29 protein-coding genes are annotated in these 24,905 nt (G+C 40.1%); 10 read left to right on the top strand and 19 right to left on the bottom strand.

The genetic code is table 11. From position 1 onward, the window contains the following. Positions 1-2 precede the first annotated feature (2 nt). Genes ACSLUF_RS05465 through ACSLUF_RS05450 form a run of 4 tightly spaced genes read left to right on the top strand, consistent with a single transcriptional unit; the run spans position 3 to position 3,387 of the window. On the top strand, positions 3-842 hold the full coding sequence (locus tag ACSLUF_RS05465) for a phytoene/squalene synthase family protein (protein WP_435625113.1): 840 nt from the start codon (positions 3-5) through the stop codon (positions 840-842). Continuing rightward, positions 843-1,292 carry a beta-carotene hydroxylase gene (locus ACSLUF_RS05460; protein WP_435625112.1) on the top strand — a complete coding sequence of 150 codons (450 nt, stop codon included), beginning with the start codon at positions 843-845 and terminating at the stop codon, positions 1,290-1,292. Next, entirely contained in the window at positions 1,292-2,752 is a 1,461-nt protein-coding gene (crtD, locus tag ACSLUF_RS05455; RefSeq protein ID WP_435625111.1) for a 1-hydroxycarotenoid 3,4-desaturase CrtD, read from the top strand. Before ACSLUF_RS05460 ends, crtD begins: the two co-directional genes overlap by 1 nt. Then, positions 2,749-3,387, top strand: a complete 639-nt coding sequence (locus tag ACSLUF_RS05450) for a carotenoid biosynthesis protein (protein ID WP_435625110.1) — start codon at positions 2,749-2,751, stop codon at positions 3,385-3,387. The genes crtD and ACSLUF_RS05450 overlap by 4 nt, the downstream gene beginning before the upstream one ends. Here ACSLUF_RS05450 and ACSLUF_RS05445 read toward each other — a convergent pair. The 7 genes from ACSLUF_RS05445 to ACSLUF_RS05415 all read right to left on the bottom strand — a co-directional run bounded on the left by ACSLUF_RS05445 (position 3,373) and on the right by ACSLUF_RS05415 (position 10,892). Beyond that, the gene (locus tag ACSLUF_RS05445; RefSeq protein WP_435625109.1) at positions 3,373-4,083 is read right to left on the bottom strand and encodes a DUF3291 domain-containing protein; all 711 of its coding nucleotides are present in this window, start codon (positions 4,081-4,083) and stop codon (positions 3,373-3,375) included. The genes ACSLUF_RS05450 and ACSLUF_RS05445 overlap by 15 nt on opposite strands. A gap of 2 nt (positions 4,084-4,085) precedes the next feature. Next, the gene (locus tag ACSLUF_RS05440) at positions 4,086-4,646 is read right to left on the bottom strand and encodes a TlpA family protein disulfide reductase (RefSeq protein WP_435625108.1); all 561 of its coding nucleotides are present in this window, start codon (positions 4,644-4,646) and stop codon (positions 4,086-4,088) included. A gap of 2 nt (positions 4,647-4,648) precedes the next feature. Next, entirely contained in the window at positions 4,649-5,209 is a 561-nt protein-coding gene (locus ACSLUF_RS05435; RefSeq protein WP_435625107.1) for a TlpA family protein disulfide reductase, read from the bottom strand. Between the two features lie 78 nt (positions 5,210-5,287). Further along, the gene (locus ACSLUF_RS05430) at positions 5,288-7,558 is read right to left on the bottom strand and encodes an aconitate hydratase (RefSeq protein WP_435625106.1); all 2,271 of its coding nucleotides are present in this window, start codon (positions 7,556-7,558) and stop codon (positions 5,288-5,290) included. A 104-nt stretch (positions 7,559-7,662) separates the two neighbouring features. Beyond that, positions 7,663-8,616 (bottom strand): AAA family ATPase, encoded by a 954-nt coding sequence (locus tag ACSLUF_RS05425; RefSeq protein WP_435625105.1) that lies wholly within the window; start codon positions 8,614-8,616, stop codon positions 7,663-7,665. Positions 8,617-8,620: 4 nt separating this feature from the next. Continuing rightward, positions 8,621-10,027 (bottom strand): peptidylprolyl isomerase, encoded by a 1,407-nt coding sequence (locus ACSLUF_RS05420; protein ID WP_435625104.1) that lies wholly within the window; start codon positions 10,025-10,027, stop codon positions 8,621-8,623. Then, entirely contained in the window at positions 10,014-10,892 is an 879-nt protein-coding gene (locus ACSLUF_RS05415; RefSeq protein ID WP_435625103.1) for a peptidyl-prolyl cis-trans isomerase, read from the bottom strand. Before ACSLUF_RS05415 ends, ACSLUF_RS05420 begins: the two co-directional genes overlap by 14 nt. Before the next feature lie 181 nt (positions 10,893-11,073). Here ACSLUF_RS05415 and ACSLUF_RS05410 point away from each other — a divergent pair, with 181 nt between their 5' ends. From ACSLUF_RS05410 to ACSLUF_RS05400, 3 genes are all read left to right on the top strand, one after another. Then, the gene (locus ACSLUF_RS05410) at positions 11,074-11,331 is read left to right on the top strand and encodes a hypothetical protein (RefSeq protein ID WP_435625102.1); all 258 of its coding nucleotides are present in this window, start codon (positions 11,074-11,076) and stop codon (positions 11,329-11,331) included. A gap of 79 nt (positions 11,332-11,410) precedes the next feature. After that, on the top strand, positions 11,411-12,481 hold the full coding sequence (locus tag ACSLUF_RS05405) for a serine hydrolase (RefSeq protein WP_435625101.1): 1,071 nt from the start codon (positions 11,411-11,413) through the stop codon (positions 12,479-12,481). Then, positions 12,478-12,990, top strand: a complete 513-nt coding sequence (locus ACSLUF_RS05400; protein WP_435625100.1) for an SRPBCC family protein — start codon at positions 12,478-12,480, stop codon at positions 12,988-12,990. Before ACSLUF_RS05405 ends, ACSLUF_RS05400 begins: the two co-directional genes overlap by 4 nt. Positions 12,991-13,035: 45 nt before the next feature. Here the strand turns inward: ACSLUF_RS05400 and ACSLUF_RS05395 are convergent, their stop codons facing one another. Further along, positions 13,036-13,554 (bottom strand): fasciclin domain-containing protein, encoded by a 519-nt coding sequence (locus ACSLUF_RS05395; RefSeq protein ID WP_435625099.1) that lies wholly within the window; start codon positions 13,552-13,554, stop codon positions 13,036-13,038. 116 nt (positions 13,555-13,670) lie between these two features. Here ACSLUF_RS05395 and ACSLUF_RS05390 point away from each other — a divergent pair, with 116 nt between their 5' ends. Together ACSLUF_RS05390 and ACSLUF_RS05385 are read left to right on the top strand one after the other, a co-directional pair. After that, positions 13,671-14,234 carry an RNA polymerase sigma factor gene (locus ACSLUF_RS05390; RefSeq protein ID WP_435625098.1) on the top strand — a complete coding sequence of 188 codons (564 nt, stop codon included), beginning with the start codon at positions 13,671-13,673 and terminating at the stop codon, positions 14,232-14,234. Then, positions 14,231-14,983 carry an anti-sigma factor gene (locus ACSLUF_RS05385; RefSeq protein WP_435625097.1) on the top strand — a complete coding sequence of 251 codons (753 nt, stop codon included), beginning with the start codon at positions 14,231-14,233 and terminating at the stop codon, positions 14,981-14,983. The genes ACSLUF_RS05390 and ACSLUF_RS05385 overlap by 4 nt, the downstream gene beginning before the upstream one ends. Here the strand turns inward: ACSLUF_RS05385 and rimO are convergent. Next, complete coding sequence (gene rimO / locus ACSLUF_RS05380; protein WP_435625096.1) at positions 14,978-16,282, bottom strand: 30S ribosomal protein S12 methylthiotransferase RimO; 1,305 nt, start codon at positions 16,280-16,282, stop codon at positions 14,978-14,980. The two genes, ACSLUF_RS05385 and rimO, sit on opposite strands and share 6 nt — an antisense overlap. A 124-nt stretch (positions 16,283-16,406) precedes the next feature. Here rimO and ACSLUF_RS05375 point away from each other — a divergent pair, with 124 nt between their 5' ends. Further along, positions 16,407-17,501: a serine hydrolase domain-containing protein gene (locus ACSLUF_RS05375; RefSeq protein WP_435625095.1), complete on the top strand. Its 1,095-nt coding sequence runs from the start codon at positions 16,407-16,409 to the stop codon at positions 17,499-17,501. Position 17,502: 1 nt separating this feature from the next. On the opposite strand, the gene ACSLUF_RS05370 is transcribed toward ACSLUF_RS05375, so the two are convergent. From ACSLUF_RS05370 to ACSLUF_RS05325, 10 genes are all read right to left on the bottom strand, one after another. Next, positions 17,503-19,176 carry an amidase family protein gene (locus ACSLUF_RS05370; protein ID WP_435625094.1) on the bottom strand — a complete coding sequence of 558 codons (1,674 nt, stop codon included), beginning with the start codon at positions 19,174-19,176 and terminating at the stop codon, positions 17,503-17,505. A gap of 132 nt (positions 19,177-19,308) precedes the next feature. Then, positions 19,309-20,265 (bottom strand): signal recognition particle-docking protein FtsY, encoded by a 957-nt coding sequence (gene ftsY, locus ACSLUF_RS05365; protein ID WP_435625093.1) that lies wholly within the window; start codon positions 20,263-20,265, stop codon positions 19,309-19,311. Positions 20,266-20,412: 147 nt separating this feature from the next. Next, positions 20,413-20,565 (bottom strand): DUF4295 domain-containing protein, encoded by a 153-nt coding sequence (locus ACSLUF_RS05360; RefSeq protein WP_073181591.1) that lies wholly within the window; start codon positions 20,563-20,565, stop codon positions 20,413-20,415. Between the two features lie 8 nt (positions 20,566-20,573). Continuing rightward, the gene (gene rpmG, locus ACSLUF_RS05355) at positions 20,574-20,756 is read right to left on the bottom strand and encodes a 50S ribosomal protein L33 (RefSeq protein ID WP_106148002.1); all 183 of its coding nucleotides are present in this window, start codon (positions 20,754-20,756) and stop codon (positions 20,574-20,576) included. 12 nt (positions 20,757-20,768) lie between these two features. After that, complete coding sequence (rpmB, locus tag ACSLUF_RS05350; RefSeq protein ID WP_106148000.1) at positions 20,769-20,996, bottom strand: 50S ribosomal protein L28; 228 nt, start codon at positions 20,994-20,996, stop codon at positions 20,769-20,771. Between the two features lie 74 nt (positions 20,997-21,070). Further along, positions 21,071-22,318, bottom strand: coding sequence for a competence/damage-inducible protein A (locus ACSLUF_RS05345; protein ID WP_435625092.1), 1,248 nt, complete (start codon positions 22,316-22,318; stop codon positions 21,071-21,073). Next, positions 22,319-22,657, bottom strand: a complete 339-nt coding sequence (locus ACSLUF_RS05340) for an Hpt domain-containing protein (protein WP_435625091.1) — start codon at positions 22,655-22,657, stop codon at positions 22,319-22,321. Beyond that, a complete protein-coding gene (locus tag ACSLUF_RS05335; protein WP_435625090.1) occupies positions 22,657-23,268 on the bottom strand; it encodes a fumarylacetoacetate hydrolase family protein in 612 nt (203 codons plus the stop codon). Before ACSLUF_RS05335 ends, ACSLUF_RS05340 begins: the two co-directional genes overlap by 1 nt. A 16-nt stretch (positions 23,269-23,284) precedes the next feature. Further along, positions 23,285-24,061, bottom strand: a complete 777-nt coding sequence (locus ACSLUF_RS05330) for an exonuclease domain-containing protein (RefSeq protein WP_435625089.1) — start codon at positions 24,059-24,061, stop codon at positions 23,285-23,287. 10 nt (positions 24,062-24,071) lie between these two features. Continuing rightward, entirely contained in the window at positions 24,072-24,854 is a 783-nt protein-coding gene (locus ACSLUF_RS05325; RefSeq protein WP_435625088.1) for an alpha/beta hydrolase-fold protein, read from the bottom strand. Positions 24,855-24,905 lie beyond the last annotated feature (51 nt).

Genomic DNA, 24,905 nt, shown 5'->3' with positions numbered 1-24,905 from the left:
CCATGAAAACTATTTTTGACGATGTATCGTACACCTGTAGTAAGATTGTGACCCAATCCTACAGCACCTCTTTTGCCCTAGCTACCAAAATGTTGGATAATTCCATTCGGTCGGATATTTATAATATTTATGGTTTCGTACGTTTTGCGGATGAAATTGTGGATACCTTTCACGACTATAACAAAGTAGAGCTTTTTGAAAAGTTTGAACAGGCTTTGGAAGATGCCCTGAAAAACAGAATCAGCCTCAATCCTATCCTAAATTCCTTTCAGCACACGTATCATACGTATGACATTCCAAAACATTTGGTAGACGCTTTTATGAAGAGTATGCGGATGGACCTTTCCAAGAAAAAATACACTACACATGCAGAATATAAGGAATACATTTACGGTTCTGCCGATGTAGTTGGATTGATGTGCCTATGCGTTTTTGTAAAAGGAGACAAAGAAAAGTACGAAAATTTAAAAGAGTCAGCTATGGCTCTAGGTTCTGCTTTTCAAAAAGTTAACTTTCTAAGAGATTTGAAAGCAGATTTTGAGCAATTGGAACGCACATATTTCCCAAATACCAACCTTATGGAGTTGGATGAGGCTTCCAAACGAAGAATTGTGGATGAAATTAAAGCGGATTTTGCTCTTGGCTATTCTGGTATTGTCCGACTTCCTGCTGAGGCAAAATTTGGGGTGTACACCGCTTACAAGTACTATTATAAATTGCTTAAAAAGCTTCAAGGGACTCCTCCGTTGGAAATAAAAAATACCCGAATTCGCGTTCCAAATTATCAAAAATTCGGACTTTTGGCACAGTCCTATGTCAATTACAAACTACAGCTCGTTTAGATGAAAATTGCCCTTTGGATTCTTATTTTTTTGGGAACCTTTTGTTTTATGGAATTTATGGCCTGGTTTACCCATAAGTATGTCATGCATGGTTTTTTATGGAGTCTTCACCGTGACCACCATAGAAAAGACCATGACTCTTGGTTTGAGCGTAATGATGCCTTTTTCATTTTTTATGCTGTGGTGAGCATGTCGTTTATAATAGTTGCGGATAATACCAGTTTTTGGTATGGTTGGCCCTTAGGGCTTGGCATATTGGCTTATGGTATTACGTATTTTGTGGTACACGACATTTTTATCCACCAACGCTTCAAAATGTTCCGAAATGCAAACAATTGGTACGCCCGGGGTGTGCGAAGAGCTCATAAAATACACCATAAGCATTTGGGCAAAGAGGATGGAGAATGCTTTGGAATGTTATTTGTTCCCTTCAAATATTTTAAAAAATAATGCCCAAAGCCATTGTGATTGGCGCTGGTATCGGCGGTTTGGCGACTGCGATTAGACTCAGGGCCAAAAAATATGATGTAGATGTCTTTGAAGCCAATCACCATCCAGGAGGCAAGCTACATGCAAAAACGGTTGATGGTTTTCGATTTGATTTAGGCCCTTCGCTCTTTACGATGCCGCATTTTGTGGACGAATTATTTCAGCTTCACAACAAGAATCCAAGGGATTATTTCAACTACAAGCGTAAGGATGTAATCTGTAATTATTTCTGGGAAGACGGAACACAGTTTTCTGCAAATGCAGATGAAAAGGGTTTTGTACAAGAAGCCTCCCAATGCTTTGGGGAATCAGAGGAAAGTATAGCAAGCTATTTGGTCAATGGTAAAAAAAAGTATGACTTAACTGCCCCCCTTTTTTTGGAGAAATCCTTGCATAAGACCAGCACCTATTTTTCCAAAAAAACACTAAAAGCCATTATACAATTAGGGCGATTGGGAGTCAACTCAAGCTTGCACCAAACCAATCAAAAAGCTTTTTCCAACCAAAAGTTGGTTCAATTATTTAATCGATATGCCACCTACAACGGTTCATCTCCCTATTTGACACCAGGTATTATGTCCATGATACCCCATTTGGAAATGGGTTTTGGCACCTTTTTTCCAAAAGGAGGCATGCATCAGATTACCCTATCCTTGTTCCAATTGGCACAAGAGATTGGAGTCAACTTCAAATTCGGGGAAGAAATCAAAGAAATCTTGGTAACCCAAGGAGAAGCCCATGGTGTTCGTACCCAAGAAAACGAATATTCTTCTGATTGCGTAGTCTCCAATATGGATATCTATCCCACTTTTAGAAAATTATTGAAGAACGAAAAACAACCGGAAAAGACGCTAAAGCAAGAGCGCTCTAGCTCAGCCTTGATTTTTTATTGGGGTATTTCCAAAACTTCTCCTGAGTTGGATTTACACAATATTCTGTTCAGTGAAGATTATGAAACCGAATTCAAAAACATCTTTGAGAAAAAAAGTCTGCATGACGACCCCACAGTTTACATTAACATAACCAGCAAGGAAGAACCCACTGATGCACCTAAAGGTCAAGAAAACTGGTTTGTTATGATAAATGCCCCCGGAAATCATGGCCAAAATTGGAATAAACTCAAACAGGAAAGTAGAAAGAACATTATCCAAAAAATCAATAGATGCCTCCATACCGATATTGAGAAATCCATCGTTTCAGAATTCGTTTTGGACCCGGTTGGTATCGAAACCAGCACAAGTTCATACAAAGGCGCTTTATATGGAGCCGCCAGCAACTCAAAATTTGCCGCCTTTTTAAGGCATCCCAACTTTAGCAATAACATTAAAGGTTTGTATTTCTGCGGCGGTTCCGTTCATCCTGGAGGCGGGATTCCTCTTTGTCTTTTATCTGCCAAAATTGTAAGTGACTTAGTGCCATGAAGTTCATAAAAGCACATAGGGTGACCATCGCTATAGGGATTATTTGGTTATTCCATCTTTCTGGGATTATCGGAATTACCTTGGGTTTTAAGGACTGGTTTTTAACCAAAACTCCACTGAACCTGACCGTATGTCTTCTGCTCTTCATTTTGGTTTTCCCAATCAATACATTAAAAAGAGCATCTCTATTTCTTTTGTTTTTTGTCATGGGGATGTTCGCAGAATGGCTCGGAGTCAACTATGGTTTACTCTTCGGTGATTACATTTATGGTAATAACTTTGGTCCTAAATTGGATGGAGTCCCTTGGCTAATAGGTTGCTTTTGGGCTTTGCTAGCCTGCATTACCTCCGCTATGCTATCGAATATGAAAATACCTGTATGGGGTAAAGGCATTTTGGCTGCTGGACTGATGGTTATTTTGGATTTTTTCATGGAGCAAAACGCTCCTAACTTCGATTTTTGGGAATTTGTGGGTCATCCTCCCTTACAAAATTACGTGACTTGGTTCATTTTAGGATTGCTGATGCAATGGATTATATTAAGATTCAAGTTTACAGGAGAGAGGACTATTTCTTGGCATTTGTATTTTGCCCAGCTAACCTTCTTCGGATACTTTATTCTAGTCCCTGTTTAGTTGTGGTAACGGGTTATCTCCTCCCCAAGTTCCAATCGAGCGATATGGTTGAAATCTAGAAAACAATTCTTCCTTATACCATTTTAAGCTTCGCGTGTTCTGTATGGCTCCTACATGGGGTTTATTCTGATAGGCAAACTTGTCCAAATACTTTTTATCCTTCCAAACACTAAAAGTGGCCATTTGCTTTATGGGAACTTCACCAAATCCCTTGGTGTAAATTAGACCTGGATTATTGTTCAAATAACCTTGGGATTTTGGGACATACCTCCAAAAAGTGAGTAGCAGTCTGGTTTTTATGGTCGCTCGGGTTATAGCCACAATTCGCGGGTTTGAAGCGTCTAGTGTACCGCTTTTCTGAAAGGGATTGCTCCCTGACCATTCCCCACGACTGATGATGTTTTTCAAGTATAAGGTCCAATTCTCTGTTGTGCACTTCTGATAACTGGAAATGAGGTTCGAGGTTTGAAAAAACAACTCGGCATCCTGTTCAGTATTCCAAATTTGAAGCAATGCATAAACACTCCAGTCAGGTCTGGGGTCAAAGTTCTCTTTCCCACTTCCCCAAAGCTTATAAAACTGTAAGCCTTTGACATCTCCGAGTCTTCTATGGGCAAACTGCATCATGCCGAAAGCCCAAACTTTATTCCAAAAACCTTTATATCTAAATAGTGTTATGGTGGTAATCTGAGACATGACTACTCGGATAAAAGCGTGTCCAACAATTCGCGAGTACTTTTGGAATCCCAATCTGCCACACCGTGCTCTTCAACAACAATTTCACCAGCTTTGTTCAATATGAAGGTGGCAGGAATACTTTTTGAACTCAGTAACTCTGGTGTTTTTGATGTCTCAAAATAAACTGGAAGTGCATATCCTTTTTTCTCCAAAAAAGCTACTACCTTCTCCTTTTTGTCATTAGCCACAAAAAAGAAATCTACTTTATCCCCGTAGTCCTCGTACAAATTCACAAAACTGGGCATTTCAGCAACACAGGGAGGACACCATGTAGCCCAAAGGTTCACCACGGTTACCCTATTCTGATAGGATTTGAAGTTTGTTGCATATCCATCAATTCCCACTAAAGACCAGTTGTAATTATCGAGCTCTTTTCGTTCTTCTTTCTGAACAATATCTGCATCAAAAGCAAAAATTCTACCGGCCAAAACCCTTGCATGGAAACCAATTGGAGTAAATAAAATCAGCACAATGGCCAATATCCAAATGAGGTTGCCTATCTGTTCCTTGGACAGTTTCATTTTCATTCTGATACGAGACTATCCAATAAGGTGTACACTTTGGATGTATTCCAATCTGCTATTTTCTTTTTATAAATCACAATATTTCCTGATTTATCAATCAAATAGGAAGAGGGTACTTCACTTGAATCGATGGGCATCTTTTCGCCTATAATCAAATAGGTCACAGGGAAAGTAAATCCTTGTTTTTCCATAAATTCTTCGACTGGAGGTCTATTTTCATTAGTGATGATATAGAAATCCATCTTTCCTTTATACCTGTCATACATTTTTTGGATACTGGCCAATTCAGCTTCCGAAGGCAGTTTCCATGAAGCCCAAAGATTGATAAAAATTACACGTCCTTTTGACTTTTCAAAGTTGAAGAAGTTCCATTCCGCATCCTTTAACTTCCAGTCGTAATCCGTTATTTTTTCCCTCTTTGAAGCTTCAATTACCGGAGGAGAAAAAGAAAATAGTCGATTTAAAAAGATTTTTCCATAATGCCCTAATGGCGTAACAAAAAAGGAAAGGATAAAAAGGATAATTGCAATATTAAGAACGGTCTTCTTACTGATTTTCATCGATAGGGTTTTGGTCAAAAATCAAAGAACTCCTGATATTGACATAACAGGAGTTCTTCATTTATTCACAGCTGTAAATTAAGCATTCTGTTTCTTAATCATATTTAGTGCAGAACCTTCATGGAACCACTCTATTTGTGAAGCGTTATACGTGTGGTTCGCCATAATCGTATCCTTAGAACCATCTGCATGGACTACTTCCAATGTCAATGGCTTCCCTGGGGCAAATTCTGCGATATCCAAGAAATTAAAGGTATCATCCTCCTGAATTAAATCATAATCGTTTTCATTGGCAAAGGTTAGTGCCAACATTCCTTGTTTCTTCAAATTCGTCTCGTGAATTCTGGCAAAAGACTTAACCAAAACGGCAGCTACACCCAAATGTCTAGGCTGCATAGCAGCATGCTCACGGGAAGAACCTTCCCCATAATTATGGTCACCTACTACAATACTTCTTATTCCTTCTTTTTTATAGGCACGTTGGGTGTCTGGTACCGCTCCGTACTCACTCGTCAATTGATTTTTTACAAAATTGGTCTGTTTGTTATAGGCATTTACCGCACCAATCAAGGTGTTGTTCGCAATATTATCCAAATGTCCTCGGTAACGCAACCAAGGTCCAGCCATAGAAATATGGTCTGTGGTACATTTTCCAAAAGCCTTAATCAATAGTTTTACGCCTTGAAGACTTTCTGGAGCAATAGGAACAAACGGTTCTAACAACTGTAAACGTTCCGATGTTGGCGATACAACAACCTGTACCCCACTACCATCTTCTTCGGGAGCAATAAATCCTGCATCCTCAACTGCAAAACCTTCAGGTGGAAGTTCATACCCTCTTGGTTCGTCCAACATGACTTCATCACCATCTTCATTAATAAGCTTATCCGTAACTGGATTAAAGTCCAACCTTCCTGAAATGGCAATAGCTGTTACCAATTCCGGTGACCCTACGAAGGCCAAGGTATTTGGATTACCATCCGCCCTTTTTGCGAAATTTCTGTTGAACGAATGCACTATGGTATTTCGAGGTCCATCTGCGGCCTTATCGCCATAACGGTCCCACATACCAATACAGGGTCCGCATGCATTGGCGAAAACCGTAGCGCCGATATTATTAAACGTATCGATAAACCCATCTCTCTCAATTGTGTAGCGAACTTGCTCTGAACCTGGCGTAATGGTAAACTTGGATTTGGTCTTCAAATTTTTGTCCGCAACCTGTTTGGCAAGAGAAGCGGCACGGGAAATATCCTCATATGAGGAGTTGGTACAAGAACCTATTAATCCCACCTCAACGTTCAAAGGCCAATCATTGGTTTTGGCGGCTTCACTCATTTTGGAAATTGGGGTAGCCAAATCCGGAGTGAAAGGACCATTTAAATGAGGTTCTAAGGTATTTAAATCTATTTCAATGACTTGGTCAAAATACTTTTCTGGATTTTCATAAACCCCGGCATCAGCAGTCAAATGTTCTTTAACGGCTAAAGCTGCATCTGCAACATCTGCCCTATCCGTAGCCCTAAGGTAGCGGTCCATAGATTCGTCATATCCAAAAGTGGAAGTGGTCGCCCCTACTTCTGCACCCATATTACAAATGGTTCCTTTTCCAGTACATGACATGGATGTAGCTCCTTCGCCAAAATATTCAATGATAGCTCCCGTTCCACCCTTTACGGTAAGAATATCAGCAACCTTAAGAATGACATCCTTGGGCGCTGTCCAACCCGAAAGTGTTCCGGTTAACTTAACACCTATTAGTTTTGGAAACTTAAGTTCCCAAGCCATTCCGGCCATTACATCTACTGCATCGGCTCCTCCAACACCTATGGCAACCATTCCCAATCCTCCTGCATTCACGGTATGCGAATCGGTTCCAATCATCATTCCACCAGGAAATGCATAATTCTCCAATACTACTTGGTGAATAATTCCCGCTCCAGGTTTCCAAAAGCCAATCCCATACTTATTGGAAACGGACTCCAAAAAGTCAAAAACCTCATTACTGGTTTCATTTGCTCTTTTTAAATCGGCATCTGCACCAACCTTGGCCTGAATAAGGTGATCACAATGAACCGTGGTAGGAACCGCAACTTTAGGCTTACCCGCATGCATGAACTGCAACAATGCCATTTGAGCTGTAGCATCTTGACAGGCTACCCTATCCGGTGCAAAATCCACATAGTCTTTTCCACGTTGGAACGTTTGGGTTGGTGTGCCCTCCCAAAGATGGGAATACAATATTTTTTCAGCTAAAGTTAGGGGTCTGCCTTCAAGTTCTCGGGCTTTCTCAATACGCTCTCCCATGACCGCGTAAATGCCCTTTATCATCTCAATGTCGAATGCCATTATGGAATTGGGTTTTTAAGGATTTTGTAATTCCGTAAATTTAGTAAAATACCAAGGATTTAGGAATTAGAATAGTACTAAATAAGGGGATATCCTTACAATTACTATAACAATTCTGAGATAATTCTTTCTTCGGAAATACCTTCGGCTTCGGCTTTGTAGTTTTTTAGAATACGGTGCCTTAGTATTCCATAGGCCACAGCTCGAACATCTTCAATATCTGGGGAGAACTTCCCATGTATGGCCGCATGAGCTTTAGCAGCTAAAACCAAATTTTGTGAAGCTCTGGGTCCTGCACCCCAATCAATAAAATTGTTTACAAAGTCGGTAGCTCCATTGATGCCCGGTCTAGTTTTATTCACCAATCGTACTGCATAGTCAATGACGTTGTCTGGAACTGGAATTCTACGCACCAAATGTTGAACCTCAATAATCTCTTCAGCATTAAAAAGGGTTTTTACTTCAACTTCCTCATCATTTGTGGTGGATTTTACTACTTGGATTTCTTCCTCAACGGATGGATATTTCAGTTCAATAGCAAACATGAACCGGTCCAATTGCGCTTCTGGAAGTGGGTAAGTACCTTCTTGCTCTATCGGGTTTTGAGTTGCAAGAACAAAATAGGGTAAATCCAGTTTGAATTGATGACCTGCTATGGTAACCGCTCTTTCCTGCATCGCCTCTAAAAGGGCAGCTTGTGTTTTTGGCGGTGTTCTATTGATTTCATCTGCCAAAATAATATTGGCGAAGATGGGGCCTTTGACAAATTTAAAATTGCGATTTTGGTCCAATACTTCACTCCCTAAAATATCACTGGGCATCAAATCAGGTGTAAACTGGATTCGTTTAAAATCAAGCCCTAGGGTTTTTGCGATAGTATTTACCATCAGGGTTTTGGCCAAGCCGGGCACACCAATCAAAAGGGAATGCCCACCCGTATAAATTGAAAGTAGAATTTGTTCGATTACCTTTTCCTGTCCGACAATGACTTTGGCAATCTCATCTTTAAGGTCTTGATGTTTTTGTACGAGGTTTTCAACCGCGGTAACGTCTGACATACAATTACTCCTTTACCCAGTTGTTTGCAAAATCGCAACCCCTACTATCCTCATCTACATGGATATAGGTGTTTTCAATATGCTCATTCATCCACTTCTTAATAGACTTGAATTGCTTCTCCCGCAATGCCAATTCCTGAATTTTAAGGTAATCTTTGGCAAAATCCGCCTTGTGCTCGTCATAGCGATTGGTAATCTGCATTATTTTGAACTTTGGTGCACCTCCCCTATCGTCGTCCTCCTTGATTGGTCTGGAAATTTCATTGTCCTTTAAGTTTCTAACCTGATTGTACAGCTTGGGGTCCATTTTGGTTAACTCAAACTTGGAATCAAAATTAATGGGATTACGAAGGAGACCCCCATCAAACTTTGTCTCTTTTTCATCTGAAAAATTAAGGGCAGCATCTGCAAAGGTGTATTTCCCATCCAAAATATGCTGTCTAATACTGTCCAATTCCTTCACAGCGGCATCCATAGCACTTTGTGGGATTTCCGGAGCAATCAAAATATGACGAAGGTCCAGTTCTTGCCCTCTTATCTTTTCAATGTAAATAATATGATATCCAAATATTGTCTCAAATGGTTCTGAAATCTCCCCCTCTTGCAGGCTAAAGGCAACATCCTTGAATTCCTTGACGAAGGGTGTTTCTCGGGTCATGCTATAGAATCCCCCTTTGGACTTGGAACCTGGGTCTTGTGAATATAAAATAGCCTTAACGTTGAAACTGGCATCGTTTTCTTCAACATCTTGTTTAATCTGCTTCAGTCTATTAACCACCTTTTGTTTTTCCTCTTCAGGAGCGGTGGGCTGTTTTACGATTTGCGCTATTTCCAGTTCTGCTCCAAAAATAGGGCGCTCATCTTCTGGTATCTTGCTAAAAAATTGACGGACTTCCTCAGGGGTAACTTCAACCCCCTCAACAATTTTGCTCTGCATTTTTTCCGAAAGCATACCTAGTTTGTTGATTTCGAAAAGTTCTTTTCTGAAACTTTCAATATCGGGCTTTTTGTAAAACTTTAGAACCTTCTCCATAGAACCCACCTGGGCCACCAATTGTTGTATTTGTCTATCACTTTGGGCATTTACCTGCTCATCCGATACCAATAAACTATCCTGTACGGCTTGATGGGCGTAAAGTCGGTCCTCCATCAATTTCCCAAGAAGGCTGCATCGACTAAAATCCTCAATAGGAGCACCTTGGCTTTTTAAGTCGATAAGTGTTTTTTCTATATCTGATTCCAAAATCACATAATCCCCAACCACCGCAGAAATACCGTCTAGCTTAAATCTTTGGGTCGGTGGGGTAACAGAATCCGTTTTTGCGGAAAGGGCTACATCTTCTTCTTGAGCGCTCACCGCGGTGATTGCACTCAAAAACATCAACAACAAGAATACATTAATTCGTTTCATATACCTCAAATTCTTTTTTCTGGATAGCTTCGTCAATAATTTCTGTTTTCAATTTTTTTACGTAATCCAATCTTCTTCGGTTGATAATCAGTTGCCGAATTTCCGGCAGGATGTACTCGTAAGGAGCTATATCATTGACTTCCAAAACATCCGTCACCTTTCCCAAATATACCTCTAAGGAATCCTGCAATTCAAAAAATTGTGATTTTTTTAAGTACTCCTCTTCGTTGAACGAAGTAATTGGGGGTATCTCCTCCATTACCCGAGAAGCACTGACCCAAACTGAATCATTAAAATGAATTTTATTGAATTGTACTGCAATAGAGTCCAAATATTCCTTATCCGACGCTGACCAGTCAGCCATTCGTTGTTTTACACCCTCCCTATCCAAAAATTGCGTTGGAATTTCGACAAACCTCAGTTGAACCAATTTTTCACTCAACTTAAAATTCTCCTTTTCCTTTTCATAATAGCTCATCAGTTGATTTCTGGAAATTGAAGTATCCTGAGCATTAAAAACCAGCGCTTCAACATACGCTCGGGTGTATAAATCCGATTTGTAATCGTCTACCAATCTATCAAACTCCGACAACTTTTCCTCTGGGAGATTAATCTTTGATTTGGAAAGCAATAATTGTTTGGAGGCCCAATTGTTTATGTAGTCAGTAACAAAAATGGCACTGTCCTGTTCTGAAATTGAATCATCCAATAACGCAGCCACATCTTCCTTATAAAGAAAAACATCTCCTACCCTGGCCAAGGGTTCCTTCTCTTCGTCCTTCTTGAAAAGACCGTCACAAGAGCTCAGTAGCGCTAGGACAAGAAGGCATACTAAATAGGTTTTTATTCTTTGGAGGCAAAGCATTTGGCAAAAATAAGAATTACGCCCTTCTGCACAAATGGGTTGTATTTTGATTAACAGAATTTGCAGCGTATTCAATTCCAATATTTTAGTACATTCGTATAAAACCAACCCTCTATCTTACTATTTATAGCTTCAACCTTCTTGTAAAAAGAGAAAATACCATCCTTACCACCAAAACGTCATGCAAAAAGTTTTAGACAAAAAAATCAAGTTGATTTGGGATTTTAGAGGTCCTGCAGCGGAAAGAACGGCAGAACACTATCAGAAACACTTGGCCGAATTTGTGGTACTGGAAGAACTAAAATATGACATCACAGGATTTCAACACTTTTCTGATATGCACAGTATAGCCTATTTGGTTGTAGCCGAATTTGAAATGAAGGATATTCGGGATATGTTGCGACCCAATAGAGGAGAAATTTATGAAGAAGATGTTTAGTACAAAGAATAGCCCCATTCAAAAGATTTGTTCCACCTTGGCTGTATGCATACTTCTGATTTCCTGTAATAATTCTACGATGCAAAATCCGCTGGAAAAGGCACTATCTTCTGAAAACCTTAAAATAAAAAAAGTCATGGATAGTTTGGACCAATACGAGGTCCAAATCAGATACACACAGATTGACCGAAAAGGAGATGAGGTTGTTTTTACCGATTTCGATTTTCAGGTAGATGAAAATCATTATTTCTATCCAGCAAGTACGGTTAAGTTTCCAGCAGCTATAGCTGCATTGGAAAAAATCAATGAGATTGACTCCTTGACTATGGAAACCAAATTCTATGTGGAAGGGGATTCCATCGAGACTACTTTTTCAAAGGCCATTTCCGAAATTTTTGCCGTTTCAGATAACGTAGCCAACAATCGACTAGTGGAATTTTTGGGGCAAGACAACTTGAATCAGAGGATAATGGACAAAGGAGTTGGAGAAATTCGGGTGGCCCATCGCCTATCTACATCAAATGCAGATGACTTGGTTACCAAACCATTATTGATTTACCTAAACGATACCACCACAGCAAGCAGTAAACCCATTATCAATACACCGCCTACCCCACTTGCTTTGTCTGCGATAAAGAAAGGGAAGGGCTTTTATGCCTCCGATTCGCTGTATGAAGAGCCCTTTGATTTCGCTTTGAAAAACTATTATCCGGTTTCTAGTCAGCATAATGTGCTTAAGCGGATTATCTTTCCAGAAGCTTTCCCTGAGGAAGAGCGTTTCAATTTAAGTGAATTACAGTCGAAATACCTTAGGGAAGCAATGCATACACTACCAGGAGAATTGGGATATGACAAAACGGAATATTATGACAGTTATGTGAAATTTTTGATGTTTGGAGATAACACCCAGCCCATGCCAGAGTATATAAAGATTTACAACAAAGTAGGGTACGCCTATGGCACGCTAACAGATTGTGCCTACATTCATGATATTAAAAACAACATAGAATTTATGGTCACCGCGACAATCCTAGTTAATAATGATGGTATTTTTAATGATGACGCCTACGAATATGATGAAATAGGCATTCCATTTTTAGCACAATTGGGAAGGGAGCTATATAACATTGAGTTAAATAGAAAAAGATGAAAAAACTGGCCTTTGACGAATTTACGAAGAAGATATATATCAAGGCTCCACTGGAAAAGCTATATGAATATTGGGCCACTTCCGAGGGGATATCTTCATGGTTTCTAAGAAAAGCAGAATACTCCAGCACCGATGGAAGCAAACGAGAACCTTTGGAGAAAATTCAAAAAGGAGACAAATATATTTGGGATTGGCACAACTGGGATATCCTGGCCATGGGAGAGGTGTTGGAAGCAAATGGGAAGGACATACTTGTTTTCACTTTTGAAGGTAGTGTAGTATCCATTACCCTTGAAAACCATAAAAGAGGGGTTTTAGTAACTTTAAGACAGTACAATATTCCCACGGATGACGAAAGCAAACTAAAAGTGCATTATGGATGTAGTAATGGCTGGACATTTTGGTTGGCTAACCTAAAGGCATATGTTGAGCACGGTGTACTTCTTAATGAAACAGATTTGGACCTTACAAACCATCCCTTGGCGGGTTTCGAATTTGTGAACATATAAAAAAAGCACCGCAGAAGCGGTGCTCTTCATCAAAACAAAAAACACTTAGTTGGGCATCACTACATCCTCAATTACATGAATCACACCATTTGATGCAACTACGTCTGTTTTGGCTATCTTGCTATAATTCCCATTGGCATCTTTCAAATAAATTCCTCCGTTTCTATTCATAGCAGTTAATTTCCCTCCGTTCAAAGTGGTCAATTCAACTTTGCCTTTCCCCTTTTTAAGGGCGTTTACAACATCGGTGGCCATAAGATTACCTGAGACCACATGATAGGTCAAAATAGCAGATAGCTTTTCCTTGTTGGCTGGCTCCAAGAGAGAGTTAAGAGTTTTTGAATCTATTTTGGCAAAACCAGAGTTTACCGGCGCAAAAACGGTAAAAGGTCCTTCACCTTTAAGGGCTCCTACCAAATCGGCCGCTTTAACTGCAGTTACCAAAGTGGAAAAGTCATCCACAGAAGCTGCTATGTCCACAATATCTTTTGACTTTTGAGCTGTGGTTTGCTGTACAAATAGGAATAATGCTAATGTTGAGATAATAAAAATCGCTTTTTTCATTTTAAATTGATTTAACTGTTATTAATTCTTTTTGGCGCGCTTTTCACTTCTATGTACACCCAAGTTCTACTCTTGGATGAAGTCCGTCTTTTTTTATCATATCTTTAACACAGTCTATGGGAGCCGACTTCAGGGACATACAACTCATTGAACGCTTATCCAATGGTGATAAGGCCGCACTATATCAGTTGTATGACAAATATTCGGGAGCCTTATATGGGGTGATTTTACGGATGTGTCAAAATGATTCGGACGCCCAAGACCTACTACAAGAAACCTTTGTCAAAATTTGGACAAACATTGCTAAGTATGACGCTTCAAAAGGGCGATTTTATACTTGGGCCTATAGAATTGCGAGAAACACAACATTGAATTCGCTCCGAAGTAGAAATGACCTCATCCAAAATGATGATTTAAGTGTATATGAAACAAAGGCCTCCGATGAAAGTAAGCAGGAAGACACCTTGTTAAAGGGTTCGCTTCAAAAACTGGAACCGCATCATCAAAAAGCGATTGCGCTGGTCTATTATCAAGGATATACCCATCAAGAGGCCCATGAAGTCATGGGAGTACCACTTGGGACGTTCAAATCCTATATTAGACAGGCATTGAAACAGTTACGAAAAACCTATGCCAATGAGATGATTTGGTTATGTTTTATTTTTGAAACAATGGCATGATGGAAAAGAAAAGGATATTGGAAGATGGGCTTTTGGAACAGTATCTCACTGGAGAACTGCCTTTGGAAGACCAATTAATGGTGGAGAAAGCCTTGGATGAAGATACAAGCTTAAAAGAACAGTTTGACCAATTGGAAGCTGATTTTGAAAAGATGGCTTTTGAACAGGCTATTGACCCGCCCGTCAACGTGAAAAACCGTTTGGTTGATAGTATTGATAAAACTCCTGAGAAAACCAAACGGAGTCCTGTATGGATTGCAGCAAGTTTTGCCCTGCTTTTTGGCCTTACTACGTTTTGGATGTACACCCAATGGCAAAAAGCGGAGCAAAATTTCAATATTCTGGAACAACAGACAACCAATCTTAAGAAACGTTTGGATGTGCTTGAACAAGAGTATACACTTACTTCAACACAATTGAGCCAAATTAACGGACCCAATGTGATTCCTTTGGTTTTGTATGGTAATCAAAAATCGCCGGAGGCTAAATTGGTTGCCTATGTCGACCATAACCGCAAAATAGTCATAGTCAACTCTCAAGGATTACCCACCCTTCCTGATTCGCATACCTATCAAATGTGGAGTGATGTAGATGGGGAAATGATAAACATGGGAACTTTGGCACCAACCCAGGAACTTATTCCATTGAAGTATATTGAAAAAGCGGAATCTTTAAATATCACTATTGAACCGGCAGGTGGAAATGACCATCCCACCGTTGAAGAACTGATTTCGGCTGCCCCTCTATAAAGTAGGTTCCCCATAAAGGTCAAAATCTGAGGCATCCGTAATCTCTACATCTACAAATTCCCCTATTTTGACATAATGCTTAGTGGCGTCTATTAAAACTTCGTTGTCCACGTCCGGTGAATCAAATTCCGTTCTACCAACAAAATGGCTCCCTTCCTTTCTATCGATGATACACCTAAAGGTTTTGCCAATTTTTTCCTGATTCAATTCCCATGAAATCTGGGATTGCACTTCCATTATTTCATTGGCACGTTCCTGTTTCACTTCCTCAGGCACGTTATCTTCCAAAGTAAATGCATGGGTGTTTTCCTCATGGCTATAGGTAAAGCATCCCAAGCGTTCAAAACGCATTTCACTAACCCATTCCTTTAGGGTTTCATAATCCTCTTCGGTTTCTCCTGGATACCCCACAATAAGGGTTGTTCGAATGGCCATTTCCGGAACTGCAGACCTGAAATCTTTCAAAAGCTGTGTTGTCTTAGCCTTTGTTGTGCCTCTTCGCATGCTTTTTAGAATGGGGTCCGCAATGTGTTGAAGCGGTATATCGATATAATTGCAAATTTTGGGCTCTGCCTTCATTACTTCCAATACATCCATAGGAAAACCAGTTGGAAAAGCATAATGCAAGCGAATCCATTCAATACCATCGACTTTTGCTAAGCTTTGAAGAAGTTCGGCCAGGTTACGCTTTTTATACAAATCCAACCCATAATAGGTAAGGTCCTGTGCAATTAGAATAAGTTCTTTGACACCATCTGCCGCCAACTTTTCGGCTTCAGTAACCAACTCTTCAATGGGCTTGCTCTTATGTTTACCCCGCATTAAAGGAATTGCACAAAACGAACAAGGTCGGTCACATCCTTCTGCGATTTTTAAATAGGCATAATTTTTTGGCGTAGTGGTTAGTCGCTCACCAATAAGTTCATGCTTATAATCCGCTCCCAGGGCTTTTAACAGGTTCGGTAAATCACTGGTCCCAAAATATTGGTCAACATTGGGAATTTCCTTTTCCAAGTCCGGTTTGTAACGCTCGCTCAAACATCCCGTCACAAAAACCTTATCTACTTCACCTTGTTCTTTTCGGTTGACGTACTCCAAAATGGTGTTAACACTTTCTTCCTTGGCATTGGCGATAAATCCACAGGTATTGATGACCACCACATTTCCCTCTTCTTCATGAACTACTTCTTTCTGGTTGGCACGAAGCTGTCCCATGAGCACCTCAGAATCATAGACATTTTTGCTACAACCTAAGGTTACCACATTGATTTTGTTCTTTTTACGCGTTTTTGTTCGCATGCCTTTTCAAATGGAGTGCAAAAATACGATATGGGCCGGCAATACATCGATTTGCTTGCATAATTTTCCCATTAACGCGTTAAACTTTTTATAAGACCCTTAGTCCAAAATGAAACTCATAGCTATGAAACCAACATTGATTCCACTAATTCTTCTTTGTTTTTTGGGAATTTCATGCTCATCAGACTCCAACGATTCTGATATGCCAAACAATGAGCTTCCCGATTTGACCAACCTCTATTTTCCGCCGTCACAATCTGTCGACTGGGAAACTGTTTCTGCCGCCCAATTAGGCTGGAACACAGAAAGTGAGCAGGACTTACGGGATTTTTTGGATGAAAAAAACACCAAGGCGTTTATCATTACCAAAGGGGGAAGAATTGTTGTTGAATGGTATTTTGATGAGCATACTCAGAATACAAGTTGGTATTGGGCCTCTGCAGGAAAAACATTGACCGCATTTACGGTAGGCATTGCACAAGAAGAGGAATTTCTGGATATAGACAATAAATCTTCTGACTATTTAGGTGAGGGGTGGACCTCCACTCCCTTAGAAAAGGAAAACCTGATTACCGTATGGCATCAATTAACTATGACCAGTGGAATGAATGCACTACAGTTTGATTGCTTGACCCCAAATTGCTTGACTTTTGTGGCCGATGCCGGCACACGATGGGCCTACCACAACGGACCTTATACCTTGTTGCAAAGTGTGGTTTCCAACGCTACGGGGATGGAATGGTCAGCGTATTTTAATGAAAGACTCCGGAACAAAATTGGAATGGATGGATTCTGGCTTTCTACCAATAGCCTTAACAATGTATACTTCAGTACGGCAAGAAGTATGACCCGGTTTGGCATTTTAAACTTGAACAATGGAGTTTGGAACGGAGAGGTAATTTTAGGGGATAATGATTTCAAAAGTGCTATGATCAACACCTCGCAAGATCTCAACAAATCTTATGGTTATTTATGGTGGTTGAATGGCAAGGACAGTTATCGTGCGCCTGCCAGTCAAATCGAATTTTCTGGGGAACTTATTCCTAACGCACCAGCAGATACCTTTGCTGGATTAGGCAGGGATGACCAAAAACTCTATATTATCCCTAGTATGGAATTGGTCATTGTCCGTATGGGAGAAGATGCTGGAGAAGCGCTTTTGGGTCCCTCCAGTTTTGACAATGAGTTATGGCAATATCTAAACGCCTACATCAATTAGGTTAGTCCATATACCCACTTGGTATTTTCCGAACTTTTAAGGCATTTTCGTAGGCCATACCCAAATCGTATAGTTTGGCTTCCTGAAACTGTTTGGCGATAAAGGTCAAACTTATGGGCTCCCCTGAAGGTTTATATCCCATAGGAATTGTTAATGCTGGATATTTTGCCACGGCAGCAAATCCTGCATGATAGTTATTAATGGATAGGATGGCATCCAAATCATGTTCATCTAAAGCTTCGTTAAAATACTTTCTACCATTTGCCTGTAATGTCTTTTTGATTTCCATAAGACCCTCAGCAGTTGTCGAATCTGCCAAAATCCCATCCAAACGTGCTTGTCCGTAGGGAATTCTAACCAAAGTATCCTGAAGGTTAAAAGCCACCACATCTGCTACATCCTTTACGGCAACAGCTTGGGTGTCTTTCACGTGATTTTGAATATAGGTAGGCAAATCGTTTTTCATATCAATGTTTAGAATGCTCAAAAAACCATCCATTTCCACTTGTGGGGGTTCAAAGGCAACAATCGTAGCACCGGCGTCTTCCATTTTTTCAATCGTAGTTTTATAGATTGAATCACTTTCCATAAGGTTTTTGAAAGCACCAAACCGTTTTCCTTTTAATGTGCTTTCCTCTTCATTTTGATACCAGCCCTTTTCCCAGCCTGTCAATACTGATGCATCATCAGCCTTATCATATCCCATCATGGCATCCAATAGAATAGCATTGTCAATCACATTTTTGGTCATCGGCCCAGGGGTATCCAATGTACTGGAAATCGGTACGATTCCCGTCCTACTCAGAAGTCCAATAGTTGGTTTTAATCCAACCACCGAATTTTGACTAGAAGGTGACAAAATAGAGCCGGAGGTTTCCGTACCCACGGCGGCAATGGCATAGTTTGCTGCAACAGAGGTGCCACTGCCCGAACTTGAACCTCCTGACTCAAATACTCTACGTCCATATGGGTTTAGCGTTTGTCCCCAAATCGCACTATAACCCACAGGACATCCACCACATAAAAAATAAGCCCATTCACTAAGGTTCACTTTTCCTAAAATAAGAGCACCCTTTTCTTTTAAGCGGTCCACGATAAAAGCATCATTTGTGGTGTTATCTTTAAGAGCCAAGGCACCAGCTGTGGTCTTCATTTCATCTGTTCCAATGTTATCCTTTAAAAGAATGGGCATTCCATAAATTGGATGATGCCCTTCCGCACTGGCATCCAAGGCCCTAGCCTCTTCCAAAACCTTAGGGTTAATCGCAATTATGGTATTCAAAGTGGTTCCGTTATCCAACTCGTACTTATAAATGCGATGGAGATAGAACAATACCAATTGTTCATAGGTCAACTTTCCCTTTGAAATATGTTCTTGAATTGTCGGAATACTTTGTTCCAAAATCAAAGATTTCAAGCCCGTGTAGGTAACGCTATCCATTTTAGAAACCTCATCAAACAAGGGTGTAAAGGTTTCATTCTTATCCCATACCTTGGACTGAATAAGCTTAAAACGCATTCTAGCGACTTCGTGCTCTGCATTGGCGGCTACCTCAGAAGAATCATTATAGGGTTGCCATAAGATTACCTCCTCCTTGGTTTCCGTTGATTTGACTTCCTGTTTACAAGCTGCCAGGGCTAACAGAGCTACAACAGAAAAAATGAAACGTTTCATTGATTTTTTAAAGAGATATTCCATGATTTACTATTCTTTTGGTTCATAAGGACCATTTCATTCTTATTTTGTTGGTTGGCAAAAGCCGTTGATTTTTCTTAGGAGCCTATTATTACGCCCTATGTTTTTCCTTTACATCTTAAAGAATGAATCCACAAATTCATACTTATTGAAAACTTGAAGGTCCTCAATACCCTCTCCCACTCCTATATATTTTACTGGAATTTGAAACTGGTCAGAAATTCCAATGACTACGCCTCCCTTTGCGGTGCCATCCAATTTTGTAACTGCCAAACTTGTAACTTCAGTGGCCTTAGTAAATTGTTTGGCTTGTTCAAAGGCATTTTGCCCAGTAGACCCATCCAATACCAATAGCACATCATGGGGTGCGTCGGGTACTACTTTTTGCATGACCCGTTTTACTTTGGAAAGCTCATTCATTAAGTTGACCTTATTATGAAGGCGACCAGCCGTGTCGATTAAAACCAAATCCGCATTTTCGGCCACTGCCGAATTCAAGGTATCAAAAGCCACAGAGGCAGGGTCACTACCCATTTTTTGTTTCACAATGGGAACATCTACCCTCTCGGCCCAGACCTGAAGCTGGTCAATAGCTGCCGCTCTAAACGTATCTCCGGCACCTAAAACAACTTTTAAGCCTTGATTTTTAAATTGATGTGCCAACTTTCCAATGGTTGTGGTTTTTCCAACGCCATTCACACCCACTACCATAATCACATAAGGCTTTTTATCCTCTGGGATAGCAAATTGGGTTTCCTCGCCCACATGCGTTTCAGACAATAAACCTGCTATTTCCTCCCGTAATATCGCATTGAGTTCTTCTGTGCCCATGTACTTATCTCGGGCTACCCGCTCTTCAATACGCTCAATGATTTTTAATGTAGTGTCGACTCCAACATCCGAAGTGACTAGAACTTCTTCAAGATTATCCAGTACCTCATCATCTACTTTGGATTTTCCAGCAACAGCCTTGCTTAGCTTTCCAAAAAAACTGGTTTTGGATTTCTCCAAACCTTTATCCAAAGTGTCTTTTTTATCTTTTGAGAAGATATTTTTAAACAAACTCATATGTATTCCGCTACAAGTCTCAAAGATAGGAAAGTAAGGGGAGTTTTGTTAAAACTATTACTTTCAGTTTGGTGTATTTTGAAACTAAATTCCATAAAAAAAGCCGCCAAATGGCAGCTTTTGTTTTCGTACAAGAAAATGTTGAACTTATTTTTTGTTCAACCAGTCGTTTACCAATTCTGGCGCCATAACAGACTCAACGAATGTGTAGGCTCCTGTTTTGGGAGACTTCACCATTTTTATGGCCTTGGTCAACCTTTTTGATGATGATTGTAGTGTTGCTACCGTTTTCTTTGCCATGGCTTATCCTATTTTATCTCTTTATGAATGGTCATACGCTTCAAAATAGGATTGAATTTTTTGATTTCCATCCTATCCGGCGTATTCTTTTTGTTCTTTGTAGTAATATAACGTGATGTACCGGGCATACCAGAGTTCTTATGCTCCGTACATTCCAAAATAACCTGAATTCTATTTCCTTTCTTTGCCATTTTTCTTCAATATTACTTTTTGGAATTGATATCCTTAAGAACGGCTGATATACCTTTCTTATTGATGATTTTCAACCCTCTGGAAGATACGTTCAGAGTAACCCAACGATCTTCTTCAGGAATGTAAAATTTCTTTTTGGAAATATTTACATCAAATCTTCTCTTGGTTTTATTGATGGAAAAGGAAACATTGTTTCCGAACATCACCTTCTTTCCTGTTACTTCACAAACTTTAGACATCTCCCTAAACTTTTGAGTGATTTTATTGAGGCTGCAAATTTATAGCATTTTACTGGGACGGACAAAATTCTTTTTCAGAATTTTAAAATTTCCTTCCAAAGCATTTCGAATGCCTTATTTACCGACTTTTTCACGATACGTTCCCGGTGATTTCCCATGGTAAATTTCTCCGCAAATGTACGTTCTGGGGTGCTAATGGCAATAAAAACGGTACCAATATCTTCGTCTGAATCTCCTTTACTTGGGCCGGCATTCCCTGTGGTAGCTACGGCGAAGTCGGTGTTGAGCATATTCTTCGCGTTTTTGGCCATGGCCACAGCAACCTGTTCACTTACCACAGAATGTTCTTCTACCACTTCCGCAGGAACTCCCAACAGGTTTATCTTGGCCTCAGTGGCATAACTAACCACCGTACCCTTAAAGTAGGCGGACGCCCCTGGAATGGAAGTTAGCTCTTCCGCAATTCGACCACCCGTAAAGCTCTCCGCAGTGGCCAAGGACATTTTCTTTTCCGTCAATAAATTAGCTACTTGTTCTTCTATGGCTCCATCATCCTCCATACCATAGTAAATATCATTAATCAAAGGACGTACCTGTTCAATTTTTTCCTTTATTTCCTTTTCCAACTCTGCCCGGTCCATTCCCTTAGCTGTTAATCTTAGCCGAACCCTTCCCAAATTGGGGAGATAGGCCAGTTTGATATGGTTTGGCAAACTATTTTCCCAATTTTCGATTCTCTCTGCTATCGCGCTTTCACCCAGACCATAGGTCAACAAGGTGGTATGAATAATTTGAGGTCTTTTATAGGTTTCGATTACCTTGGGCAAAACCTGGTCCAATATCAAACGTTTCATTTCAAACGGAACACCGGGTAGGGAAACAAAAGCGGTATCTTCCTTTTTTAACCACAATCCAGGAGCGGTGCCATAAGCGTTATGAAGAATGGTTGCTTTTGAAGGTACCAAAGCTTGTTTTCTATTCAAATCGGAAATGGGTGTGGAAATATACTTTTTGAACAACTCCTCAATGTGCTCTAGTACGTTTTCATTTCGCACCAATGTATCCTCAAAAAACTCACATAAAGTGTTTTTGGTGACATCATCCTTGGTTGGCCCCAATCCACCGGTGAGAATCACCAATGAAGACCTGCTGAAAGCCTCATGTAAGGATTTCAAAATATGCTCTCGGTCGTCTTGTACAGAAGTAATTTGATAAACGGCAACCCCAATTTTGTTGAGTTCTTTAGCAATAAAAGCAGAATTGGAATCCACTATTTGCCCAATGAGGATTTCGTCCCCAATGGTAATGATCTCAGCTTGCATTTATAAGTTGAAGTCTTTTTGCAGCTCCGCAATAACCTGAAGTATGTCTTTTTTCAGATTTGGAAATTTTCCCTCTATTTCCGACATATGGCCTGATGTTTTTCCTAAGGTCTCTATTTCAAGAGCAGTGGCCCGGGCATGTTCCATACCTAAAAGGTCCACATTGGGTTTTATTTTATGAGCCAGCTTGTAAATGTTCTCGTAGTCCTTACTTCCAATCGCGTTTTCCAATCCCTCCAAATCCGCAGGCACTTCTTCCAAGAAAACGGATACCACAGAGGTCACGAAGTCTTGGTCGCCTTCTGCCATTTCATTAATCTTATCGAGGCTGTAAATCATTATTTTACGTTTATAGCGAACATTTCTTCGCCTTCAAGTGTACCAGAAAGGTAATCATTTGGACTTACTTTACCAACACCAGCTGGAGTCCCGGTGAACAAAATATCCCCCTTTTTAAGCATAAAATAGGTGGATACATATGAAATAAGCTCGTCTATCTTCCACAACATCAGGGATGTATCGCCGTTTTGTACTTTTTCCCCATTTTTTAACAAGGAAAACCCCAGTTTGTCAACATTTTCGTACTTGTTTTTTGATATCCACTTACCTACCACCGCTGCTCCATCAAAGCCCTTGGCTTTTTCCCAAGGTAATCCCTTTTGCTTGAGTTGGGATTGTAAATCCCTTGCGGTAAAATCAATTCCCAATCCAATTTCATCGTAATACACGTGCGCAAACTTTTTAGAAATATGTTTCCCTACCTTTTTGATTTTAACCAAAACCTCTACCTCATAATGTATTTCGTTGGAGAATTCTGGAATATAAAAATCCTGTTCTTTCGGTAAAATGGCTGAATCCGGTTTAATGAAAACCACGGGTTCAGTAGGTCTCTCATTCTGCAGCTCCTCAACGTGTGCGGCATAGTTTCTTCCAATGCAAATCAATTTCATCTTCTGATGACAGTATTTAGGAAAGTTTGTTATTAAGCTTACTGAGTTTAATTTGGGTCAGTACCTTCTTGGTATACAATGGAAAGTCGGCATTCAAAATCCAACCAAAATAGCCTGGCTCGGCAGCAAGCACTTCATCCACGGTTTTTCCTTTATGCTTACCAAAGGTGAAAATCGGTTCTTTTTGCTTATTAACTCCGATGAACCCAGCAAAATCCAGGGATTGTTTACGGGTTGTAAATTCAGAGAGCTTTTTCACATTGTTTTCCAGTTCGGGGTATCTTTCCAATTGTGCTTTCAGTACTTCGTACGTTGCTTCCGTGTCCGCAGCAGCACTATGGGCATCCGTTAATTCTTTGTCACAATAAAACTTGTAGGCGGCACTAAGTGTTCTTTTCTCCATTTTATGAAATATGGTCTGTACATCTACGGAGACCATGTGCTTCATATCGAAATCCACATCAGCACGAAGCATTTCCTCCGCTAAAAGAGGAATATCAAATCGGTCGGAATTGAATCCCGCCAAATCACTATCCTTAATCATTTTATAAATCTCCTTGGATAATTGTTTAAAGGTGGGTTCATTGGCTACTTTTTCATTTGAAATTCCATGAACTTCAACTACCTCAGGAGGAATAGGCATCTCTGGGTTGACTAGCCAAGTTTTACTTTCCTTATTTCCATTTGGAAATATTTTCAGAATGGAGATTTCAACGATTCTATCGGAAGCCACATTAGTCCCGGTGGTCTCCAAATCAAAAAAGCAGATGGGTTTAGAAAGGTTCAGTTCCATAATTTGGGTGTTATTTAGATTTGGAAAATAGCCAAGGTAATAAATCTGGCTCTGCAAAGGCATTATCCCAACTGTTGTGACCTACTCCCTTGTACACGGTGTATTTTACATTGATTTTTTGATTGCCCATGGCCTCAACCATATCGGCTGAATACTTTTCTGGAACTACATTGTCCGCATCGCCATGAAATACCCACCAATCCAATTTCCTAAGTCGTTTGCTTATTAAAGGGTTTGCTCCTCCACAAATAGGAAAGGCCGCTGCAAACATTTTTGGGTTTCGGCGAACTAACTCAAAAGTGCCCATACCACCCATTGATAACCCACCAACGTAAATCTGGGATTTATCTATTTTATATTCCTTTTTTAGTTGTTTTAACAAGCCTTCCAAAAGTAACATGTCGTCCGTAGGTTCAGCATCCTCAAAAAATATGAATTCCCTATCTGGAAAGTCTCCCTCCACGTCTATTTTAGACCAAGAGCTTTCGGCAGCACATTGTGGAAATACCACAATAGCTTGATACGCATTCCTGATATCTTTTTTTAAAAAGAGTCCAGAACCGTGAACCAATTGTGCCTCATTATCATCGCCACGTTCTCCGGAACCATGTAAAACAAGAATTAGGGGATACTTCTTTTTTGGGTTAAAGTCTTTTGGCAATAGAATACGATACGGCATTATCTTACCATCCTTTTCAAAATTCTTTTTCAAGTAAGCTGACGTATCCTGAGCCATTGTATTAGTGATTAGCAGCAAAAAAGCCACTAAAAAGAGTGGAGCAGATAACTTCATGATTGATGATGTGTTTAGGCCCCTAAGTTAAGAAAGTCTAGAGATTGAAAG

This window comes from Flagellimonas sp. (genome assembly GCF_965601775.1).
Taxonomy (GTDB): domain Bacteria; phylum Bacteroidota; class Bacteroidia; order Flavobacteriales; family Flavobacteriaceae; genus Flagellimonas.
This window is presented reverse-complemented; position numbering and strand designations above follow the sequence as displayed.

Excerpts from the sequence above, each read along its gene's own strand:
- rpmB (WP_106148000.1), bottom strand. The coding sequence starts at position 20,996 with ATGTCTAAAGTTTGTGAAGTAACAGGAAAGAAGGTGATGTTCGGAAAC.
- ACSLUF_RS05395 (WP_435625099.1), bottom strand. The coding sequence starts at position 13,554 with ATGAAAAAAGCGATTTTTATTATCTCAACATTAGCATTATTCCTATTT.
- ACSLUF_RS05370 (WP_435625094.1), bottom strand. The coding sequence starts at position 19,176 with ATGAAACGTTTCATTTTTTCTGTTGTAGCTCTGTTAGCCCTGGCAGCT.
- ACSLUF_RS05400 (WP_435625100.1), top strand. The coding sequence starts at position 12,478 with ATGAAAAAACTGGCCTTTGACGAATTTACGAAGAAGATATATATCAAG.
- rimO (WP_435625096.1), bottom strand. The coding sequence starts at position 16,282 with ATGCGAACAAAAACGCGTAAAAAGAACAAAATCAATGTGGTAACCTTA.
- ACSLUF_RS05325 (WP_435625088.1), bottom strand. The coding sequence starts at position 24,854 with ATGAAGTTATCTGCTCCACTCTTTTTAGTGGCTTTTTTGCTGCTAATC.
- ACSLUF_RS05385 (WP_435625097.1), top strand. The coding sequence starts at position 14,231 with ATGATGGAAAAGAAAAGGATATTGGAAGATGGGCTTTTGGAACAGTAT.
- ACSLUF_RS05420 (WP_435625104.1), bottom strand. The coding sequence starts at position 10,027 with ATGAAACGAATTAATGTATTCTTGTTGTTGATGTTTTTGAGTGCAATC.
- ACSLUF_RS05340 (WP_435625091.1), bottom strand. The coding sequence starts at position 22,657 with ATGATTTACAGCCTCGATAAGATTAATGAAATGGCAGAAGGCGACCAA.
- ACSLUF_RS05360 (WP_073181591.1), bottom strand. The coding sequence starts at position 20,565 with ATGGCAAAGAAAACGGTAGCAACACTACAATCATCATCAAAAAGGTTG.
- ACSLUF_RS05425 (WP_435625105.1), bottom strand. The coding sequence starts at position 8,616 with ATGTCAGACGTTACCGCGGTTGAAAACCTCGTACAAAAACATCAAGAC.
- ACSLUF_RS05375 (WP_435625095.1), top strand. The coding sequence starts at position 16,407 with ATGAAACCAACATTGATTCCACTAATTCTTCTTTGTTTTTTGGGAATT.
- ACSLUF_RS05390 (WP_435625098.1), top strand. The coding sequence starts at position 13,671 with ATGGGAGCCGACTTCAGGGACATACAACTCATTGAACGCTTATCCAAT.
- ACSLUF_RS05345 (WP_435625092.1), bottom strand. The coding sequence starts at position 22,318 with ATGCAAGCTGAGATCATTACCATTGGGGACGAAATCCTCATTGGGCAA.
- ACSLUF_RS05415 (WP_435625103.1), bottom strand. The coding sequence starts at position 10,892 with ATGCTTTGCCTCCAAAGAATAAAAACCTATTTAGTATGCCTTCTTGTC.
- rpmG (WP_106148002.1), bottom strand. The coding sequence starts at position 20,756 with ATGGCAAAGAAAGGAAATAGAATTCAGGTTATTTTGGAATGTACGGAG.
- ACSLUF_RS05430 (WP_435625106.1), bottom strand. The coding sequence starts at position 7,558 with ATGGCATTCGACATTGAGATGATAAAGGGCATTTACGCGGTCATGGGA.
- ACSLUF_RS05450 (WP_435625110.1), top strand. The coding sequence starts at position 2,749 with ATGAAGTTCATAAAAGCACATAGGGTGACCATCGCTATAGGGATTATT.
- ACSLUF_RS05335 (WP_435625090.1), bottom strand. The coding sequence starts at position 23,268 with ATGAAATTGATTTGCATTGGAAGAAACTATGCCGCACACGTTGAGGAG.
- crtD (WP_435625111.1), top strand. The coding sequence starts at position 1,292 with ATGCCCAAAGCCATTGTGATTGGCGCTGGTATCGGCGGTTTGGCGACT.
- ACSLUF_RS05465 (WP_435625113.1), top strand. The coding sequence starts at position 3 with ATGAAAACTATTTTTGACGATGTATCGTACACCTGTAGTAAGATTGTG.
- ftsY (WP_435625093.1), bottom strand. The coding sequence starts at position 20,265 with ATGAGTTTGTTTAAAAATATCTTCTCAAAAGATAAAAAAGACACTTTG.
- ACSLUF_RS05440 (WP_435625108.1), bottom strand. The coding sequence starts at position 4,646 with ATGAAACTGTCCAAGGAACAGATAGGCAACCTCATTTGGATATTGGCC.
- ACSLUF_RS05445 (WP_435625109.1), bottom strand. The coding sequence starts at position 4,083 with ATGTCTCAGATTACCACCATAACACTATTTAGATATAAAGGTTTTTGG.
- ACSLUF_RS05410 (WP_435625102.1), top strand. The coding sequence starts at position 11,074 with ATGCAAAAAGTTTTAGACAAAAAAATCAAGTTGATTTGGGATTTTAGA.
- ACSLUF_RS05435 (WP_435625107.1), bottom strand. The coding sequence starts at position 5,209 with ATGAAAATCAGTAAGAAGACCGTTCTTAATATTGCAATTATCCTTTTT.
- ACSLUF_RS05330 (WP_435625089.1), bottom strand. The coding sequence starts at position 24,061 with ATGGAACTGAACCTTTCTAAACCCATCTGCTTTTTTGATTTGGAGACC.
- ACSLUF_RS05405 (WP_435625101.1), top strand. The coding sequence starts at position 11,411 with ATGCAAAATCCGCTGGAAAAGGCACTATCTTCTGAAAACCTTAAAATA.
- ACSLUF_RS05460 (WP_435625112.1), top strand. The coding sequence starts at position 843 with ATGAAAATTGCCCTTTGGATTCTTATTTTTTTGGGAACCTTTTGTTTT.